The 18,109-nt window shown below is 64.8% G+C and carries 20 protein-coding genes; 9 read left to right on the forward strand and 11 right to left on the reverse strand.

Annotation, left to right across the window (positions count from 1 at the left end; genetic code table 11):
• The first annotated feature begins 34 nt into the window (after window positions 1–34).
• Window positions 35–766, forward strand: coding sequence for a sulfite exporter TauE/SafE family protein (locus IVB31_RS31785; RefSeq protein WP_247331973.1), 732 nt, complete (start codon window positions 35–37; stop codon window positions 764–766).
• Window positions 767–771: 5 nt separating this feature from the next.
• Here the strand turns inward: IVB31_RS31785 and IVB31_RS31790 are convergent, their stop codons facing one another.
• From IVB31_RS31790 to IVB31_RS31800, 3 genes are all read right to left on the reverse strand, one after another.
• A complete protein-coding gene (locus IVB31_RS31790; protein ID WP_247332358.1) occupies window positions 772–2,736 on the reverse strand; it encodes a carbohydrate porin in 1,965 nt (654 codons plus the stop codon).
• Between the two features lie 400 nt (window positions 2,737–3,136).
• On the reverse strand, window positions 3,137–3,400 hold the full coding sequence (locus IVB31_RS31795; RefSeq protein ID WP_247331974.1) for a hypothetical protein: 264 nt from the start codon (window positions 3,398–3,400) through the stop codon (window positions 3,137–3,139).
• A 139-nt stretch (window positions 3,401–3,539) separates the two neighbouring features.
• Complete coding sequence (locus IVB31_RS31800; RefSeq protein ID WP_247331975.1) at window positions 3,540–4,346, reverse strand: creatininase family protein; 807 nt, start codon at window positions 4,344–4,346, stop codon at window positions 3,540–3,542.
• 139 nt (window positions 4,347–4,485) lie between these two features.
• Between IVB31_RS31800 and IVB31_RS31805 the strand changes: the two genes are divergently transcribed.
• The 5 genes from IVB31_RS31805 to IVB31_RS31825 all read left to right on the forward strand — a co-directional run bounded on the left by IVB31_RS31805 (window position 4,486) and on the right by IVB31_RS31825 (window position 8,885).
• The gene (locus tag IVB31_RS31805) at window positions 4,486–5,508 is read left to right on the forward strand and encodes an ABC transporter substrate-binding protein (protein WP_247331976.1); all 1,023 of its coding nucleotides are present in this window, start codon (window positions 4,486–4,488) and stop codon (window positions 5,506–5,508) included.
• A gap of 65 nt (window positions 5,509–5,573) precedes the next feature.
• The gene (locus IVB31_RS31810) at window positions 5,574–6,389 is read left to right on the forward strand and encodes an ABC transporter ATP-binding protein (RefSeq protein WP_247331977.1); all 816 of its coding nucleotides are present in this window, start codon (window positions 5,574–5,576) and stop codon (window positions 6,387–6,389) included.
• Window positions 6,386–7,204, forward strand: coding sequence for an ABC transporter permease (locus IVB31_RS31815; protein WP_247331978.1), 819 nt, complete (start codon window positions 6,386–6,388; stop codon window positions 7,202–7,204). The genes IVB31_RS31810 and IVB31_RS31815 overlap by 4 nt, the downstream gene beginning before the upstream one ends.
• Window positions 7,204–8,193 carry a 2-hydroxyacid dehydrogenase gene (locus IVB31_RS31820; RefSeq protein WP_247331981.1) on the forward strand — a complete coding sequence of 330 codons (990 nt, stop codon included), beginning with the start codon at window positions 7,204–7,206 and terminating at the stop codon, window positions 8,191–8,193. The genes IVB31_RS31815 and IVB31_RS31820 overlap by 1 nt, the downstream gene beginning before the upstream one ends.
• On the forward strand, window positions 8,193–8,885 hold the full coding sequence (locus IVB31_RS31825) for a protease inhibitor Inh/omp19 family protein (protein ID WP_247331982.1): 693 nt from the start codon (window positions 8,193–8,195) through the stop codon (window positions 8,883–8,885). The genes IVB31_RS31820 and IVB31_RS31825 overlap by 1 nt, the downstream gene beginning before the upstream one ends.
• Window positions 8,886–8,915: 30 nt before the next feature.
• Here IVB31_RS31825 and IVB31_RS31830 read toward each other — a convergent pair whose 3' ends face one another.
• Window positions 8,916–10,304 carry a peptidoglycan-binding protein gene (locus IVB31_RS31830; protein ID WP_247331983.1) on the reverse strand — a complete coding sequence of 463 codons (1,389 nt, stop codon included), beginning with the start codon at window positions 10,302–10,304 and terminating at the stop codon, window positions 8,916–8,918.
• Between the two features lie 23 nt (window positions 10,305–10,327).
• Window positions 10,328–10,633: a hypothetical protein gene (locus tag IVB31_RS31835; RefSeq protein ID WP_247331984.1), complete on the reverse strand. Its 306-nt coding sequence runs from the start codon at window positions 10,631–10,633 to the stop codon at window positions 10,328–10,330.
• 93 nt (window positions 10,634–10,726) lie between these two features.
• Here IVB31_RS31835 and IVB31_RS31840 point away from each other — a divergent pair, with 93 nt between their 5' ends.
• A complete protein-coding gene (locus IVB31_RS31840; protein WP_247331985.1) occupies window positions 10,727–11,059 on the forward strand; it encodes a hypothetical protein in 333 nt (110 codons plus the stop codon).
• A gap of 22 nt (window positions 11,060–11,081) precedes the next feature.
• Here the strand turns inward: IVB31_RS31840 and IVB31_RS31845 are convergent, their stop codons facing one another.
• The 4 genes from IVB31_RS31845 to IVB31_RS31860 all read right to left on the reverse strand — a co-directional run bounded on the left by IVB31_RS31845 (window position 11,082) and on the right by IVB31_RS31860 (window position 14,294).
• Complete coding sequence (locus IVB31_RS31845) at window positions 11,082–11,870, reverse strand: DUF4239 domain-containing protein (RefSeq protein ID WP_247331986.1); 789 nt, start codon at window positions 11,868–11,870, stop codon at window positions 11,082–11,084.
• A 27-nt stretch (window positions 11,871–11,897) separates the two neighbouring features.
• Window positions 11,898–12,611 (reverse strand): DNA repair protein RadC, encoded by a 714-nt coding sequence (gene radC / locus IVB31_RS31850; protein WP_247331987.1) that lies wholly within the window; start codon window positions 12,609–12,611, stop codon window positions 11,898–11,900.
• 99 nt (window positions 12,612–12,710) lie between these two features.
• A complete protein-coding gene (locus tag IVB31_RS31855) occupies window positions 12,711–13,097 on the reverse strand; it encodes a VOC family protein (protein ID WP_247331988.1) in 387 nt (128 codons plus the stop codon).
• 255 nt (window positions 13,098–13,352) lie between these two features.
• Window positions 13,353–14,294 carry an EamA family transporter gene (locus tag IVB31_RS31860; RefSeq protein ID WP_247331989.1) on the reverse strand — a complete coding sequence of 314 codons (942 nt, stop codon included), beginning with the start codon at window positions 14,292–14,294 and terminating at the stop codon, window positions 13,353–13,355.
• Window positions 14,295–14,425: 131 nt separating this feature from the next.
• On the opposite strand from IVB31_RS31860, the gene IVB31_RS31865 reads away from it, so the two are divergent.
• Window positions 14,426–15,022 (forward strand): Ada metal-binding domain-containing protein, encoded by a 597-nt coding sequence (locus IVB31_RS31865; RefSeq protein WP_247331990.1) that lies wholly within the window; start codon window positions 14,426–14,428, stop codon window positions 15,020–15,022.
• A gap of 248 nt (window positions 15,023–15,270) precedes the next feature.
• A complete protein-coding gene (locus IVB31_RS31870) occupies window positions 15,271–15,594 on the forward strand; it encodes an antibiotic biosynthesis monooxygenase family protein (RefSeq protein ID WP_247331991.1) in 324 nt (107 codons plus the stop codon).
• Window positions 15,595–15,686: 92 nt separating this feature from the next.
• On the opposite strand, the gene map is transcribed toward IVB31_RS31870, so the two are convergent.
• The gene (map, locus tag IVB31_RS31875) at window positions 15,687–16,505 is read right to left on the reverse strand and encodes a type I methionyl aminopeptidase (RefSeq protein WP_247331992.1); all 819 of its coding nucleotides are present in this window, start codon (window positions 16,503–16,505) and stop codon (window positions 15,687–15,689) included.
• 121 nt (window positions 16,506–16,626) lie between these two features.
• Window positions 16,627–17,943 (reverse strand): mechanosensitive ion channel domain-containing protein, encoded by a 1,317-nt coding sequence (locus tag IVB31_RS31880; RefSeq protein ID WP_247331993.1) that lies wholly within the window; start codon window positions 17,941–17,943, stop codon window positions 16,627–16,629.
• Window positions 17,944–18,109 lie beyond the last annotated feature (166 nt).

Here is an 18,109-nt window from a genome sequence, read left to right on the forward strand (position 1 = left end):
CGCAAGCGCTGCTCGCTGACGTTTGGAGCGAGCAATGGACGGGATCACAATCGAACTACCGCTTTTCCTGTTAGCCACCTTCGCCGGCGCCTTCGTCGCCGGCCTCTCCGGTTTTGCCTTCGGCCTCGTCGCGGCATCGCTGTGGCTTTACGTGCTGACGCCGCTTCAGAGCGCCAGCCTGATCGTCGGCTTCGGCCTCCTGGTGCAGGGCTACTCGGTCTGGAAGCTGCGCAGCGCGCTCGACTGGCGCCGGCTATGGCCGTTCATGGCTGGTGCCGTCCTCGGCGTGCCAGCCGGGGTGTCGCTTCTCACCTGGGCCGACCCCAAAAGCGTCCGCATCGCGGTCGGGACGATCCTGATCGCGTTCAGCCTCTATGCGCTGCTGCGCCCGCAGCTCAAGATCTCGTCCGTCGTGCCGCCTGCTGCCGATATGGCCGTGGGTTTCGTCAACGGCCTGGTCGGCGGGCTGACCGGCCTTGGCGGCATCATCATTACCATCTGGTGCAATCTGCGTGGCCTGCCCAAGGACGTCCAGCGTGCGACCTTCCAGCCGGTCGCGGTCGTGGTGTTCGCCGTGGCGGCGCTGCTGCTGGGCGCCAAGGGGGCGATCACGTTCGAGACGGCAAAGCTGTTCGCGCTCGGCCTGCCGTTCCTGTTCGCCGGCACGTGGCTCGGGCTCAAGCTGTTCGGCCGGATCGACGAGACCACGTTCCGGAAGATCGTGCTCGCATTGCTGCTCATCTCGGGCGTCGCGCTGCTGTTCTGATCCGATCAGAACTCGCCGTGCAGCCGTCCCGAGAATACCGACACCGGGCCGCGATCAGCGTTGTAGGCGGGATTAGTGATGAGCTGATAGTCGGCGGTGAAGGTCAGCGCGTTGTTCAGCGCATAGGCGTAATAGGTCTCGAGCACCCGTTCGCGCCGGTAGTTGAGCTGGCCGTCGCCAATCAAGGGCCCGAAGCCGCCGGCGGCGATGAAGTCGCGATGGTCCGGCGACAGAGCATTGATGGCGCCGGCGATGCCGACGACGTCGTCGGGGCGGCCCCATCTGGTGCCCTTGACCGAGGCGCCCAGCGACAGGCTGCGGTCGATGTCGGTGAAGGCCATGATCTCGTTGCGGCCGTCGTTCCAGCTCCAGCGGCCGAACACGCCGATGTCGTCGGTGACGGCCTGTTCGACATTGAGCGCGTAGCCGTATTTGAGGCGGCCGCGGCGGGTCTGGCGGATGTCGACACCGAACGCCGGATTGTCCAGCGTGTCGCGATAGCTGCCGGAATAGGCGCTGTTGACGAAGCCGAGCGTGCGCAGCTTGCCGGGCTGGCCGAACAGCGAGTAACGCGTCTCGAGCTCCACGACATATTCTCCGCGGCGGCCGATGTTCATGTCGAAATTGTTCGAGTTGGATACCGCGTCCATCAGGAAGTAGCCGGCGCGCAAAGCCCATTGCTTCTGGTTCAATTCGGCGGTGGCGCCGTATCCGAGGCCGAGCTTGTCGGCGGCATAGTCGAAAGCACCGGAGGCCCAGATCGACCAGTTCATGAAATCCTTGCGCGGGTCGTGCGCGTAGGAATTGCCGTCGAACACGTCGACCACCGAGAGCTTTCCGACCTGCAGAGTCAGACGCGACACGTCGGCCTTGCCGGCCAGCTGAAACTGGCCGCTGGCAAGCTCCTCCTGCTCGCCGCCGAAGCCAAACGTGTGGCGCACGAACAGTCGCGAGGGGTTGAAATGCGGATAGGGGAAGCCGGATTTTTGCGCTTCGCCGTTGGGGAAGCCCGCGGCGCCCGTCGTGTTGTTGAAGCCGAAACCCTGCAGCAGCTCGGGATTGAAATAGACCTCGCCCCCATCCCACAGCCGCGCATTCAGATAGAGCGAGTTGCTCCAGGTCTGCTGGAAGTCCGGCGACGGGAGCAGGCTGTTCGTTCCGGTATAGGGCGCGTGGAACGCGGGGTAGCCCTGCCCCAGCACCGTCGACTGGCCGTGAATCTCCCAGCGGCTGGACTCGGTGTCCGTCACATCCGACTTCGGATTGTAGGTCGGCACGCCCGGCCAGTCGATCTTGCGATTGAGGCCGATCCGCAGGCTCTGGAAATCCATCGAGGACGAATATTGCGCGCCGGAGGGGAAGGTGACGTGGGCGTTCTCGAACTTGCTGTAGAGATATTCCAGCCGGGCGCTCCAGTGCGGCGCGAAGGCATATTCGACGCCGCCGCCGGCGATCCAGCCGAACCGCGTGTTCAACACCTTTTCCTCGTTGCCGCCTGCAGGTGTCGAGAGGAAGCGCTCACCTGCAAAAGCGGCGCCGCCGGTCGCGTAGAACAGAAAGGCGCCGCTGGTGTAGCCGAGCCGCGCGCGCAGGCTCGCGACATAGTCCCAACGTTCCTCCGCGCTCGACAGCGCGGTCGCAGCCGACGACACCACATGGTTGGAAGGCAGATAGTTGGGAAAGGAGATGTCGCCTTCGACGCCGAGCAGGAAGCCCGAATTAAGCCGCCAGTTGTAGCCGGTCTGTACGCCGCCGGTCGCGCCGGTGAATCCATGATTGTCGGTCGCGACCGTGGGATCGGTCAGCGTGGCCGAGGACGTGCCCCGGGTGAAACCGGCATGCGCACCGATGTAGAGGCCGGTCCAGTCATAGACGGCCTTCAGCGCCGGTGCCTTCAACGGCAGATCAGCCGCGCGACTGGCGGCCGGAAAAGCCAATACGCCCGAGGCAATCGCCGCGGCCGTCTGCAAATACTTGTAACGGTGACCTCTCAACGTCAAAACCCACGCCCCCAAACGCAGATGTGTCCCACCCGCCGCGATATCCCTGCCGATTCGCGGCGACCCTGTCATCAGGTCTCAGGTGCGCCCGCGATCGGCCGAGATGATCTCGATCCGGCGCGGTTTCTTCCCAAGCCCCTGAGCTTGTTGCGAACCTTATTGCGATTAATTCGCAATAGCAACTGACGCGGATTGCCGCAGAGGATGGTTCGCATCTCGGTGTGACGCGACTGCAACAAATTCCCGAGGCCCAAAAATGAATGACCCCGCCCGGGGGGACAGCCGGGCGGGGTCGGGGGCACGACACGGGGTGGATGAGGCGCCCGTGTCGGACGCAGGATCCACGTGAGATCGGCCTCAGGTACCTAGATCAGTAGCAACTGCGCACGCGGCCGATGAACTGGCCGTAGGCGTTGTACTGGGCGACCCAGCCGCAGCGGTGATAGCCGTAGTAATAGGGGTCATTGTTGGCCGCGATCGCGCTGCCGACGACGGCGGCGGTGGCGATGCCCAGACCGACACCGACGCCCCAGCCCAGCGGCTTGGCTTCGGCCTGCGAGGTGGTGGACACGATGCTGCCGGTGACAGCGAGGGCAGCGAGAGCGACGGCGGCAATCCTGATCTTGATCGACATGTGAAACTCCATCCGGGTTGAGGCGGTCCGTTGTGGCCCGCGTGCCCAGTTGGACGGAGGCTCCCCGAATCCGGTTCGAAGGCCACGAATCCGCTCGTGGAGCCCGGCTCTTTCCCGAATGATTCCAGATGGATGGGAGCTAGCCGAGGGGGCCTTTGGCGAGCCTGTTCACGTCGAAGTTATCAACTTCACTCAGCAGCTCGCAGAAGGCGTGGGCGCCCTGGTCGATCAGCTGCTCGCCCTTCTCGGCGACGGCCAGCGTCGCGTTGCCGACGGCGCCGCTGGCGTGGAGATCCTGGGCCTGCCAGGCGAACGGTGCGGGCCGCTGCGTCGACAGCCAGCGATATTCCTTTTCCATCGCGATGCTGCTCGCGGGAAAATCCGCGATCGCATCAACGCGCACCTGATCGGGATAGCGCGCCAGCATGATCGAGGTTTCGACCGCGCCGCCATGGATGCCGTGGCGGACTTCATCGGCCGAAAACAGTTTGTCCGCGCCCGACAGGCGCGACCACGACGTCGTCACCACGAACAGCTTGTGATGCGCGCGCAGATCCTGCGCGATCAGCATCATCGCCGCGCTGTTGCCGCCATGGCTGGTGATGATGACGAGCTTCTTCAATCCGCGCCGCGCGACGTCCTCGCCGATTGCGGTCCATCGCTTCAGCGCGATGTCAGTCGGCAGCGTCTGCGTGCCGGGATAGTCGATATGCTCGGTGGAAATCCCGACCGGTTCAACGGGCAGGAAGATCGCCGGGACGTCCGCGGGCAACAGCTCGCGCACGCGCGCGAGATAGACGTCCGCGATCAGCACGTCGGTTGTGAGCGGCAGATGCGGGCCGTGTTGCTCGGTCGCCGCCAGCGGCAGCACCGCGATCCAGCGCGACGGTTCCGAGGGGGCCGTCGCGGCCCAGCGGATCTCGGTCCAGTCGCGAGAAGGCATCATCGAGGTTTCTTTGCCCGAATTTGTCACGTATTTTGGGGTTACCAGGGGACGCGGGCCAGGCCGGCTCGCGTCCCCTGATATCTTGCGGTTTTATCGCGTTGGCTTGGCATCGGCTAGAAGTGATCGACGGAGTCCCATCATGAGCCCCTCCCATCTGCGGCGAGCGTTAACGGCGGGCTTGATGGCCGCTTTCGTCTCGGTGGCCCCGGCGCGTGCCGAGACGCTGGACAAGGTCACCTTCGGCACCAATTGGGTCGCCGAGGCCGAGCATGGCGGCTTCTTCCAGGCCGTCGCCGACGGCACCTACAAGAAATACGGGCTCGACGTCACCATCGTCCCCGGCGGTCCGAACGAGAACAACCGGATGCTGCTGATCGCCGGCAAGATCGATTTCTTCATGGCCGCGAACACGCTGATGTCGTTCGACGCGGTCGCCAACAACGTTCCGGTCGTCACGATCGCCGCGGTCTTCCAGAAGGATCCGCAGGTGATGCTGACGCAGCCGGATGCGAAGGTCGGCAAGATCGAGGACCTCAAGCCGCTGACGCTGTTCGTCTCCAAGGAGGGCATGACCAGCTATTTCCAGTGGCTGAAGTCCGAATACGGTTTCAGCGAGAAGAACGTCCGGCCCTACAATTTCAATCCACAGCCCTTCATCGCCAATCCCAAGAGCGCGATGCAGGGTTACGTCACCTCCGAGCCCTTCGCGGTCGAGAAAGCCGCCGGCTTCAAGCCCAACGTGCTTTTGCTCGCCGATTCCGGCTTCAACACCTATTCGACCCTGATCGAGACCCGCCGCGACGTGGTCGAGAAGAAGCCGGATCTGGTGCAGCGCTTCGTCGATGCCTCCATGGTCGGCTGGTACAATTACATCTACCGCGACAATTCCGCGGGCAATGCCATGATCAAGAAACTCAATCCGGAGATGACCGACGATCTGCTCGCCTATTCCGTCGCCAAGATGAAGGAATACGGAATCGTCGATTCCGGCGACAGCTTGAAGAACGGCATCGGCGCGATGAGCGACGAGCGCTACACCTCCTTCTTCAACAAGATGGTGAAGGCCGGCGTCGTGAAGGGCGATCTCGACTTCCGCAAATCCTACACGCTGCGCTTCGTCAACAAGGGCGTCGGCGTCGAGCTGCGCCCGAGCAAGCCGTAACGCATGCCGAGATTTATCCGAGATGCGGCGGCGTCGCGACCGAGCCCCGCAACAGCCAACGATCAATGGTAGAGCGCAAAACTTCGCCCGGGGTCGAGTCCGGCCTGACCGCCCTGGCCGTCAGCCTGCGCGGCGTGACGAAGACCTATGATAACGGCGTGATGGCGCTCGGCCCGCTCGATCTTGCGGTGCGCAAGGGCGAGTTCATCTCGCTGCTGGGTCCGTCCGGTTGCGGCAAGTCCACCGCGCTGCGCATCATCGCCGAGCTCAGTGCGCCGTCATCGGGCGCTGTGCGGGTGGCACGCCATCAGGGACCCGAGCAGCCAGGTCACGGCATCGGCTTCGTGTTTCAGGAGCCGACCCTGATGCCCTGGACCAGCGTGCGCGAGAATGTGCGGCTGCCGCTGAAGCTTGCGCACGTGCCCAAGGCCGAGTCGCGCGCGCGCGCCGATGCGGCGCTGGCCAGCGTCGGGCTTGCCGATTTCGCCGAGGCTTTCCCGCGGGAGCTCTCCGGCGGCATGAAGATGCGGGTGTCGCTGGCGCGCGCGCTGGTCACAGATCCCGATATCCTCCTGATGGACGAGCCGTTCGCGGCGCTCGACGAGATCACGCGGTTCCGTCTCAACAACGATCTGCTGGCGCTGTGGCGCAGCCTTCGCAAGACCGTCATCTTCGTCACTCATTCGGTGTTCGAATCCGTCTATCTGTCGCAGCGCGTGGTGGTCATGACGGCGCGGCCCGGCCGCATCCAGGCCGACATCCGCATCGAGACGGTCGAGCCGCGGGCCGAGGAGTTTCGCACCTCTGCCGCCTATTCCGACTATTGCCGCAGGGTCTCAGCGGCGCTGGCGCCATCTTATTCGGGGCAGTCGACGCTATGAACGCGCAAGCTGCCGTCAGCGCAAAACCGTCCGGCGCACAACGCGCATTGCGCTTCGTGCTGCCCGTCATCGTATTCGCGGCGGGACTTCTCGCCTGGGAACTCGTGGTCCGCATCAAGGACATCCCGCCTTACGTGCTGCCGGCGCCCTCAATCATATTCCTGACGCTGATCAAGGACTGGGCGGTGCTGTCACAATCGCTCGCCGCGACGCTGCTGACCACGCTTGAAGGTTTTGTCGCAGCCAGCGTCGGCGGCATCGCGCTGGCGCTGCTGTTCAACCAGTCCAGATGGGTCGAAGCGTCGCTATTCCCCTATGCCGTGGTGCTTCAGGTCACGCCTGTCATCGCGATCGCGCCGCTGCTGCTGATCTATCTGGAGCAGCAGACCGCGGTCGTCATCTGCGCCTTCATCGTCGCTTTTTTCCCGGTGCTGTCCAACACCACGCTCGGGCTCAACTCGGTCGATCGCAACCTTTCAGGCCTGTTCCAGCTCTATGGCGCCTCGCCACAGCAGACGCTGCGCTTTCTCAAGCTGCCGGCGGCGCTACCCTATATTCTCGGCGGCCTGCGCATTGCCGGCGGCCTGTCGCTGATCGGCGCGGTCGTGGCCGAGATCGCGGCGGGAACGGCGGGCGCGGGCTCCGGGCTGGCCTACAGGATCGCCGAATCCGGCTATCGATTGAACATACCCCGCATGTTCGCGGCGCTGCTGTTGTTGTCGCTGGCCGGGATTGTCATCTATGGGGTGCTGGCGCTAGTTTCCCACCTCGTTTTACGGCGCTGGCACGAGAGCGCGCTTGGAAAGGACAACTGATGACCACCGGTTCGATTTCGTCCGAAAAGATCGACCTTTTGATTTATGGGCCGGTCCGGCCGATCCTCGAGAACGGTTTTTCCGATCATTTCGTCGTGCACAAGGCCGAGACCCGAGGCGACCTCGAGCGTTTGACGCCGGCCATCCGCGAAAAGATCCGCGGCATGGCGGTGACCTACCACATGGTGCGTGCCGACAAGGATTTGCTGTCGCAATTGCCCAAGATCGAGATGGTCGCAAGCTTCGGCGTCGGTTACGACCATGTCGACGCCAAATACGCCGCCGAGCACAATATCATCGTCACCAACACGCCCGACGTGCTGACCGAGGAGGTCGCCGACGTTGCGATGGGCCTTCTGATCTCCACCGTGCGCGAGTTCATCAAGGCCGACCGTTATGTGCGCTCCGGCCTCTGGCAGACCCAGAACTATCCGCTCAGCGTCGGCTCGCTGCGCGACCGCAAGGTCGGCATCGTCGGCATGGGCCGGATCGGCCAGGCGATCGCGCGCCGGCTCGACGCATCGCTGGTGCCGGTGGTCTATCACACGCGCAATCCGTCCAAGGACGTCTCCTACAAGCACTACCCTGACCTGATCGAGATGGCGAAGGCCGTGGATACGCTGATGGTGATCGTGCCCGGCGGCGCCGCTACCGAAAAGATGGTCGATGCCGAGGTGCTCAAGGCGCTCGGCCCGCGCGGCGTGCTGGTCAACGTCGCGCGCGGCTCTGTCGTCGACGAGCAGGCGCTGGTCCAGGCGCTGAAATCAGGCACCATCCTCGCTGCCGGTCTCGACGTGTTCGCGGCCGAGCCGAACGTGCCGGACGAGCTCAAGACCATGCAGAACGTCGTGCTGCTGCCGCATATCGGCTCGGCCTCGGTGGTGACGCGCAACGCGATGGACCAGCTCGTGGTCGACAACCTCAAGTCCTGGTTCGCCGGCAAGGCGCCGTTGACGCCGGTCGCCGAAACGCCGTTCAAGGGGCGCTGATGCCAGTTCTTCGGGTCGTTGCATTCGCCGTCGCGGCCTGCTTGGCCGCGATCGGCATTGCGCGTGCGCAGGATGCGACGACCCTGAAGAAGGAGATGGTCGGGCAGTGGGAGCTCTCGACCACCGAGCGCAGCAAGACCTGCGTCGTCACGATGAAGAGCGATGCCGCAGGCCAGGGCTTCAAGCTGGAGCTGGAGCCGGCCTGCAAGGCCGCATTGCCATTCACCAAGGACATCGTCGCCTGGAGCGTCAGGGGTCTCGACATCGTCCGCTTGCAGGATGCGAGCGGTGAGTCCGTGATCGACTTCACCGAGGTCGAGGCCGGCATCTTCGAGGGCCTGCGGCAGGGCGAGGGCGTCTACATCCTGCAGGATCTCGCCGCCGCCCGCTCGATGGCGAAGTCGATGGACCAGATGATCGGCGACTGGTCGATCGTGCGCGGCAACGGCCAGCCGGTGTGCGGACTGACGCTGACCAACACGGAAGCCGGGCCCGACAATTTCCAGGTCTTCCTCAAGCCGAAATGCGATGCGGCCATCGCGCAGTTCAACCCGACGCAATGGCGGCTCGAGCGCGGCCAGATCATTTTGATGTCGAAGGCCGGTGAGGCCTGGCAGTTCGAGGCCGACGACAACGCGCAATGGCGGCGCATCCCCGACACCGCCGATCCCCTGATCATGCTGCGTCAATAGGCGCCGCCACTTTGGCCGCGGAGATCCGAATTACGTCGTCGGCTTCGGCGGCGGCGCGGTGCCTTGCGCCCACTTCTCCAGCTTGCCGAGCACGCCCCAGGCCGTGAGTGCGAGGGAGATCGGCATCGCGAACTGGCCGAGGCCCGGCACCGCCGACACGATCGTCCCGAGCAGTCCGGCGATACCGCCTGCGTTGGGGCTCGCGGTCACCGACGAGAGCAGCGCGGTGATCAGCGAGCCGCCGATGCCGAGGGCGGTCTTCTTGCCGTCGAGCATCTTGCCGATGGTGTCGCCGAGCGCGCCATTGACCTGGCCGAGCACGGGCTTGTCGCCCTTGTTGAGCAGGGTGCCGAGCAGGTCGACGACCTGCTTCAATTGATCGACGGGCGCAGGGCTGATCGGGCTGACGGGTCCTGGCATGGGGGCTGTCTTGTTGACGAGGGAAAAGAGCCGTTCGAACAGGCTGATCGGATCGTTGGTGACGGGCAGCGTGTTGCCAGGTGTCGTCGTTGCCGGAATCACGCTGCCGGCCGGTGGATGCAGCAGCTGCCCAAGGTCTTCCAGCCGCTTGAGGATCTGGGTGAGATCACCGGGCTGCCCGGTGGGGCCCGACTGTGCCGCGCGCGTGAGGGCCGCGACCGTGGCGCCGTCGAGAAGTCCGGTATCCCTCAGGCCATTCTGCTGCTGAAACTGCGAGATCGCGGTCTTGGTCTTGGGTCCGCTGATGCCGTCCTCGTCGAGCGGCGGATTGGCCCCGAGCCTGTTGAGCGCCTGCTGCATGAGAACGATCGTCGAAGCCGCGTCGTCCTCCGGTTCGATGCGGCTCGCGAATTGCGGGCTGCCGTCGAGGGTGATCGAGGAATCGAGCGACATCATCGCGTGCAGGATCACCGCGGTGCCAAGTTGGGAATCGACGTGGTTCGAATCGAACACATGGTCGCGGACGAACTTGCCGGCTCTGGCCTCGGGCGGGCCGTACAGTGTCGAGCCACCATAGAGATAGGGCGAGTTGCAGCCCTTGGCGTGATAGCCGAAGCCGTTGAACGCCTCGAGCCGGAACAGAATCCGCGCGATACCCCAGTCGTGAGCGCCGACGAAGTTCTCGATTCTGAACGCGTCCACGGCGCCGTCCACGAACGTGGCAAACGGGCCGCGCCCTTTCGGAACGACGGTCGTGGTGCGATGAAGCGTTTCTCCGTTGCCGAGATAGGTGTCGAAATCGAAATTGGACTCGCGGTAGTGGCAAAGGGCAGCAAAATACCAGGGGACGCCGGTCAACCGCTCGATCTGCTGGTAGGTCGCCTTGCCGTTGATGGCCTTGCGTGCGACCGCGTTCGCGTCGGAGAGGCGTGAAGGCCGGATCTCGAGATTGGCCCAATTCCGCTCGTACTCGCTTTTCAGACTCTCGAATGAGACCATTTTCCGCTCCCGCAATGAATGAATTATCGCAACTCCGTGTCAGTCAGGGTGAACCAGGTGCCGTGATCAGGCCGTGACGCCAGCGTGATCCCGCAAATCTGGCAGGCCGCCGGCTCGCCGCGTGTGAAGTGGGTTACAGCTTCGGCGGGAAAATCAGCGGCAGGATCGGCGCCGGGCGCCCCATCCGCGAGGGTTACGACGTCGCGAATTGCCTGATCGATCCCGATGCCGTCGTGGACGCCGGCACGGCAGCTCTGCGCGACGAGAGCCGGTCCGCGCATCGCAAGCGGCATGGTTAAGCCGCCGTCGCGCTCCGCTTCCGACGCCATCGCATGACGTGGTGAGCCGCGGCGGCCGCAATTTGTCTGGCTCGAATCCATGTCCGGCGCTAACACTTACCTCACCACAGGGAGGGGCGGACGATGCTTCGAGGTCTTCGCATTGGAAGTTTTGGAATCGCGGCCTGTCTGGCGGTTGCGGTTGCGGTTGCGATGGCGATGCCGGTCCGTGAGGCGGCGGCGCAGGATGCCGTCGGCGGCGCGATCATCGGCGGTGTCGGCGGGGCGATCCTCGGCGGCGCGCTCGGCGGAGGCCGCGGTGCCGCCATCGGCGCGGTCGTCGGAGCGGGCACGGGTGCGGCCATCGCCTCCGAGGGCGAACGCCGCCGCTCCGGATACTATGCGTATCAGCGCGGCTGCTACCTGCAGCGCCGGGACGGCTCCTACGTCCCGGTCGATCCGCGATATTGTTACTGAGATCGAGACGAGCCGTCGCGTCTCAGCTTTTCGCTGCCGCCGCCGGCATGATCTGGAGCAGCGGCTCGGGCTGGATCGAGATCTGGCCGGAGAACGGCCGGTCGTGCGCGGCGATGAGCAGGACCGAGGTGGCGACGCCGGTGGCGAACAGGCCCATCGCGATCGCCGATCCCAGGCGGTTGTCGCAATGAACGAGGCCGATCACCAGGAGCGCGCAAGCCGCCTGGAGATACAGGCACCACCATTTGACCGGATTCACCGCGGCGAGGCTGACGATGATCCGCTGCCGCCGCGCATCCAGCGCCTGCTCCAGCGCGGCGATGAGCTCGCGCTGCACATTCGCCTGACCCGTGCCTTGCGGCGTCAACGTGACGACGAGCTGCAGGGCTTCGGCGAGCGCGGGCGGCGTGACCTTCAGCGACACCTCCCGATGCGCCATCATCGGCCATTCCACCGCGACGGCCTGCCCGACATAGTCGCGCACCAGGCCGCGCAGCCTTGTCTCCTGCTCCGCCGGCAGGCCGGCGGCCAGCAGCACGGAGCTGCGCAGTGCGCTGGCCTCGCGGCTCACCGCGGCGCCGGCGCGGTCGCTGTCGCCCCAGACTTGTGCGGCGGTGAAGGCGACGAACAGGCCGAAAATGATGCCGAGCACCGGCAGCATGCCCGGCGAGATCGCCTTCAGCGATTTCGCGCGCTCCCCCGTCGCGACCAGCGCGACGGCCGCGAAGATGGCTATCGCGACCAGGTAGGTGAAGCCGAAGATCACCAGCGCCATCACGGACACCGGAAGGTTGTGCAGCCAGTCGCTCATGCTGTCCTTGTCGTGTGATTCGACGCCCTAGATCAACCGCATCCCGCGCAGGCTCGCATGCCCGCTCTTGCCGACGATGATGTGGTCGTGCACGGAAATGCCGAGCGGTTTTGCGATGTCGATGATCGCTTTCGTCATCTGGATGTCGGCCTGCGAGGGCGAGGGATCGCCGGAGGGGTGGTTGTGCACCAGGATCAGCGCGGTTGCCGACAGCTCGAGCGCGCGCTTGATCACCTCGCGCGGATAGACCGGGGTGTGGTCGACGGTGCCGGTCTGCTGCACCTCGTCGGCGATGAGCTGGTTGCGCTTGTCGAGGAACAGCAGGCGGAATTGCTCCTTGTCGGCAAACGCCATGCTGGTGCGACAATAGTCGATCACCTCGTTCCATGACGACAGCGCGTTGCGGCTGTTGACCTCGCCCTTGGCGATGCGATGCGCCGCCGCCGCGATCAGCTTGAGCTGGTGGATCGCGGCCTCGCCCACCCCTTCGACCTCGCGCAGGCGCGCCACCGGCGCGTGCACGACCTCGGCAAACGAGCCAAAAATCTTGATCAGCGTCTTCGCCAGCGGCTTGGTGTCGCGCCGGGGCAATGCCGGAAACAGCGCCATCTCCAGCAGCTCGTAGTCGCTGAGCGCATCCGCCCCCGCGCTGTAGAAGCGCTCGCGCAGCCGCTCGCGATGGCCGAGATAGTGCGGCGCGTCTTCCGGCTTGCTCTTGTCATGGTCGGTTTTGGCGGGCATCGGCCACAACCATGCCGCACCGGGCGCGTTTTGCAACCGAGAAGTGTCTGGCCCCGGCGGCTCGCTCGTTCGCGTGGCCGCCGGGTCTTCGTCACCTGCCTACGGCGCGAGGCCGCCCGGCGGGGTGCAGACCTCGATCAGAACGTTACCCGGCGCGGCGCAATAGAAATGCGGGATGCGCGCGCCTCCGCCGCGGTCCATGAAGGCGATCTTGTTCGGGCTCAGGCCGGCGGCCGACAGCTCGGCGTGCTTGGCCTCCACCTCGATCGCCTCGTCGTAATAGAAGCCGATGTGAAAATTGGCGGGATAGTCGGCTGGCTCGCCTGTCTTGCCGCGCATCACGGTCAGGATGAAATCGTGCCCATTGCGCAGCACGACGAGCGCATCGCCGCGAGCCGCATAGGGCTCGAAGCCGAAGAATCGCTCGAAGAAGGCGGCAAGGGCGGACACGTCCGATGTGGTAAGATTGAGATGTTGCAGTCGCATGTAGGCTCTCCGTTCAGGATGAAGGAACGGACAGAGCGGCATCTCACACCGGCGGCGGCCGAAAACACACGATGACACGACCCGCCGAGCAGCGTGACGATCGCGTCACTCTGTCCGGCCGTGGGTCCTACCGTGGAGACGGTGGCAGAATTCCTGAAAATCAGGAACAGGCCGGGCTTACCAATCCGGCCATGCCTTTTTCGGCGGGGTCTGAATAGCAAGGATCGCTCGCATCGGCAACGCCGGGGCCGGTCATCAGGCCGGATGCGTTCTGTTCCGCGCGGGCAGAGGCATCGTGACCGCCACCACACCGGCGAGAATGAGCACCATCCCGGCAAGGCTGGACCAGGTAAAGCGCTCGCCGAGCCACGCGGTGCCGAGCACCACGGCAAAGCCCGCGCGCAAATAGCTTCCGCTGGTCGTGCCAAGCGGGCCGAGCGTGTGAATCAATCGGAAATAGATCACCATCGCAAAGGCGGTGCAGACGACCGCAAGCATGATGACCGCTGTTGTCGCCGCCGCGGATGCTGGTGGCAATGTCCATGGCTGCTCGAGGGCGGCTGCCGCGGGGAGCATCAGCACTGCGGCGCAGCTCATTGCCCCAGCCGCCGTGACGATCGCCGGAAGGCCCGAGAAGCGCTGCCCCCATATCGGTGCGAGTGCGTAGCAGAGGCTCGCGGACAGCACGGCCGCTTGGGCCAGCGGAGCGGCCGTGCCGATCCCCAAGAGCGCGTCGGCACCGATGGTCACGGCGACACCCGCGAGGCCGAGGCCGACACCAATGGTCTTCCGGCCGTTGATGGCCTGCCGCCCGCGCCCGGTCATCATCGCTATCGCGAGCACGAACATCGGAGGCGTTGCATTGAGCACGCCGGCGAGTCCGCTTGCGATATGCGCCTCGCCCCAACTGATCAGGGTGAAGGGCAGCGCGCTTTGCAGCAGCCCCTGTACGAAGAAAGCCGCCCACACCGATCCTCGGTGGGGAAGGGCGTGTCCCTGCGCGTGAGCGACCAGGACCAGAAGGATGGCCGCGATCGTCACCCGTGCGGCGACCATCGTGAGGGGTGGAATCGTCGGGATCGCGATCTTGATCAGCGTGAACGAGCTGCCCCAGATCAGCGAGAGCAGCAGCAGGAGCCCGATCTCGAATGCGAGACCGGTTTTTCCTGACGTCGTTTGTTGCGCCTGTGTGCTCATGCGATTTGCTCCTGAAGCGATCGACACCATGATCGGGAGCGCAGGGAGAGGCTGGCTGAATTCGGACCTCATCGCCCGACCGAGTCCGATTTCAGCTACTCGGCGTGTCGCGTTGAAACTATGATTTCGCCATGGCGACAGGCTCGGCGCATCGGCAAACGCTGCCACCGCATCTCGACTGGCAAACCTGCGATCGGGCGCGGCTGGCGCGTGCGCGCACTTTCGACGGATTGTTCTTCTCCGGTGTTCGCTCGACGCGCATCTATTGCCGGCCGGTCTGTCCCGTCCGCCCCGCCCGCTCCGAGAACGTCACCTTCTATGCGACCGCGGCCGCCGCAGAGCGCGCCGGCTTCCGTCCGTGCCTGCGCTGCCGTCCGGAAACGGCGCCGGGCTCGCCGGCCTGGATGGGAACGGCGACCACCGTGGCGCGCGGCATGCGTCTGATCCATGACGGCTTTCTGGATCGGGCATCGATGGCGGAGCTTGCGGAAGCGCTTGGCGTCGGGCCGCGCCATCTGCTGCGTCTGTTCATGCGCCACGCCGGCGCGAGCCCGAGCGAGATCGCAGCGACCCGGCGCGTTCAGGAGGCGAAGCGCCTGATCGACCAGACCGACATGAGCTTGGCGGAGATTGCGTTTGCGGCCGGCTTCGGCAGCGTGCGCCGGTTCAACGATGCCTTCGCCGCCACCTACAGGCGGGCGCCGTCGTCATTCCGCCGCCGGCGGTAGAGCCGGGCCCGGCATCCTCGGTGCACTCCGCGAAAAAAAATCTCAGCGGCTGTCTCGATTGCCCCGCCTCGTTCGTCTCAGCATGGGCCCGCCTCGCGCGGCCAGCCACGATTTCATAATGGAGATGATTGATGTGCGAGACCAAACCCGAATTATCGCGTCGCGCCTTCGTTGCCACTGGTGCCGGAGCCGGCGCTCTGCTCGCCGCTCAGGCGAGCCCGTCCCATAGCCAGAACGGGAGTTCGAAAATGCAAGCCACCATCCGCGTCGGCGGCGACATCACGACCCTTGTCAACGTCTTCACGGTCGAACCGGAAAACCAGCACAAGCTGGTTCAGCTCCTGAAGGAGGGCACCGAGTCCTTCTTCAGCAAGCAGCCCGGATTCATCTCGTCCAGCGTCCACACGAGCAAGGAGGGCCGGCACGCGATCAACTATTCGCAATGGCGAAGTTCGAGGGACATCGACGATTTTCGCAATGATCCGAGATTTGTGCCGTACGTCCAAAGCCTTGCAGCGCTGGCGAAGGCCGAGACGATCCTGTGCGAGGTCGTCGAGGTCAACCATGCCTGATCTTGGCAGAGGATTGTGAGGGTCATCGCAATGGGCGGTCCAAAGGACCGCCCAACGGGCATCTTCGACCGACGGCCTGTCGAAGCGAAAGACTACCCGATCTGTTTCTCGCCGTGCCGCTCCGACAGCGTGAAGATCTCGACGCCCGTTGCAGTCACGCCCACCGAGTGCTCGAACTGCGCCGACAGCGAGCGGTCGCGGGTGACGGCGGTCCAGCCGTCGGAGAGGATTTTCACATGCGGCTTGCCGAGATTGATCATCGGCTCGATGGTGAAGAACATGCCGGGCTTGAGCGGAACGCCCTCGCCGGGCCGGCCGATATGGATAATGTTCGGCTCGTCGTGGAACATGCGTCCGAGGCCGTGGCCGCAGAAATCGCGCACCACGCTCATGGCCTGCGGCTCGACGAAGCTCTGGATGGCGTGGCCGATGTCGCCGGTGGTGGCGCCGGGTTTGACGGCAGCGATACCGCGCATCATCGCTTCATACGTCACCTCGATCAGTCGCTCGGCCTTGCGCGCGATCGGGCCGACCGCATACATCCGGCTGGAATCTCCGTACCAGCCGTCGACGATGAAGGTGACGTCGATGTTGACGATGTCACCCTCTTTCAGCGGGCGGTCGCCGGGCATGCCGTGGCAGACCACGTGGTTGAGCGAGGTGCAGGTCGAATAGCGATAACCGCGATACATCAGCGTCGCCGGATAGGCGTTGTGGCTGAAGGCGAAGTCGCGGACGAACTGGTCGATGCGCTCGGTCGGAACGCCGGGCCCGACGATGTCGGTGAGCTCGTCGAGGCACTTCGCCACCAGCGCTCCCGCCTTGCGCATGCCGGCAAAGGCGCTCGGCCCATGCAGCTTGATCTGTCCGGTCTTGCGCAGGGAGGTATCGGAGGCTTCGACGTAGCTCATGCGGTCGCTATCTTCTGAGGTGGGCTCGATATCGGTGGAAAGGCTTGATTTCAGGCCCCAATCTAATGATCGCGGGCTTTCTTGCAAGTTAAGCGTGCCTGCCCTGCGCCCGTAAACGGGCCTAATTCGGGACTTCCACGGTGGTTTCCACCGGCAGGGCGCCGCCGCGGATGCGGATTTCGCGGACGGGGTAGGGAACCCGGATGCCCTCGCGCTTGAAGGCGTCCCACAGCGACAGCATCACGTCGCTCTTGACGTTGTCCATGCCGTCGGGGTCCGCGATCCAGAAGGTCAGCGAGAACTTCATCCCGGCTTCCGCGAACTCGGTCAGGATCGAGTTCGGCGGCTTGCCCTTCTGCGCGCGAGGATGGGCGGCTGCGGTCTCTGCGGCGAGCTTGCAGACCAGGCGCGGGTCGGCGTCGTAATTGGTGCCGAAGGCGATCTTCACCAGCGTGTTCTTGTCGGTGTAGGTCCAGTTGACGACCTTCTGCGTCACCAGATCCTCGTTCGGCACCAGGAATTCGCGGCCATCGCCGGCGGCGACCGAAATATAGCGCGTCTTCATCGCGCTGATCCGCCCGGTGTTGTCGCCGATGGTGACGAGATCGCCGGGCTTCACCGATTTGTCGGCGAGCAGGATGATCCCCGAGATGAAATTGGCGACGATCTTCTGCAGGCCGATGCCGATGCCGACGCCGACCGCGCCGGAGAACACCGCGAGTGCCGAGAGATCGATGCCGACCGAGCCGAGCGCGATGACGATTGCGATGGCCAGAAGCCCGATGCGGATGATCTTGACCAGCAGCACCTGCACCGACGGCGTCAGATCGGTGGTCGCGTTGATCCGGCTCTCGGCGAAATTGCTGGCGATGTTGGTGAGCCAGAGCGCGATGAGCAGGAGCGCGCCCGCCTTGATCACCAGCAGCGGCGTCAGCCGCAGGCCGCCGAGCACGATGGCGAACGAATCCAGCAGGTCGACCGTCGCATCGAGCTGGCCGAGGATGGAGAGCGCCGCGACGAACCAGGCCGTGATCGACACCAGCTTGACGATGAAGGCGTTGCGCAGCACAGAGGTCAGCAGCCGGACCGCGAGCCAGGCCAGTCCCAGCTTGGCAGCGACCATCAGCAGATAGCTGCGGCTCGGCCAGGTCGCGTGGTACATCACCACGCGCGAGACGATGACGAGCAGGGTGAACGCCGCCGTCGAGGCGCTGGAGACCATCACCCGGACGAAGTGCCGGAGCGGCAGCGGCCAGCGCATCGCCAGCGAGGTCATGTCGACGCGGCTGCGGACGGCGGCCTCCGCGGCATAGGCGATGCCGGCCGCGGCCAGAATGAGGCCAAATTGCAGGTAGAACCATGGCGAGGAGATCTCCGCCCCGACGCTTCGCGCGGTCGTTTGCACGAACTCCATGAAGTCCTTGAGGTCCATGTCCATTGGTCTCGTCGGGAAAGCGGGTGGGAGGATTTGATTCGAGGGCGCCGCAGAATCCCACAAAGGGCGCGGCCCGACCACCGATACACCGCGAAGTGAAGCGCGTTAAGGCCGCAAAATACGGCCAGATTGCCGCGACCGGGAGAAAATGGGTTGGCGTGGGAGTCCG

The sequence above is a fragment of the Bradyrhizobium sp. 21 genome (assembly GCF_023073335.1).
Classification (GTDB): domain Bacteria; phylum Pseudomonadota; class Alphaproteobacteria; order Rhizobiales; family Xanthobacteraceae; genus Bradyrhizobium.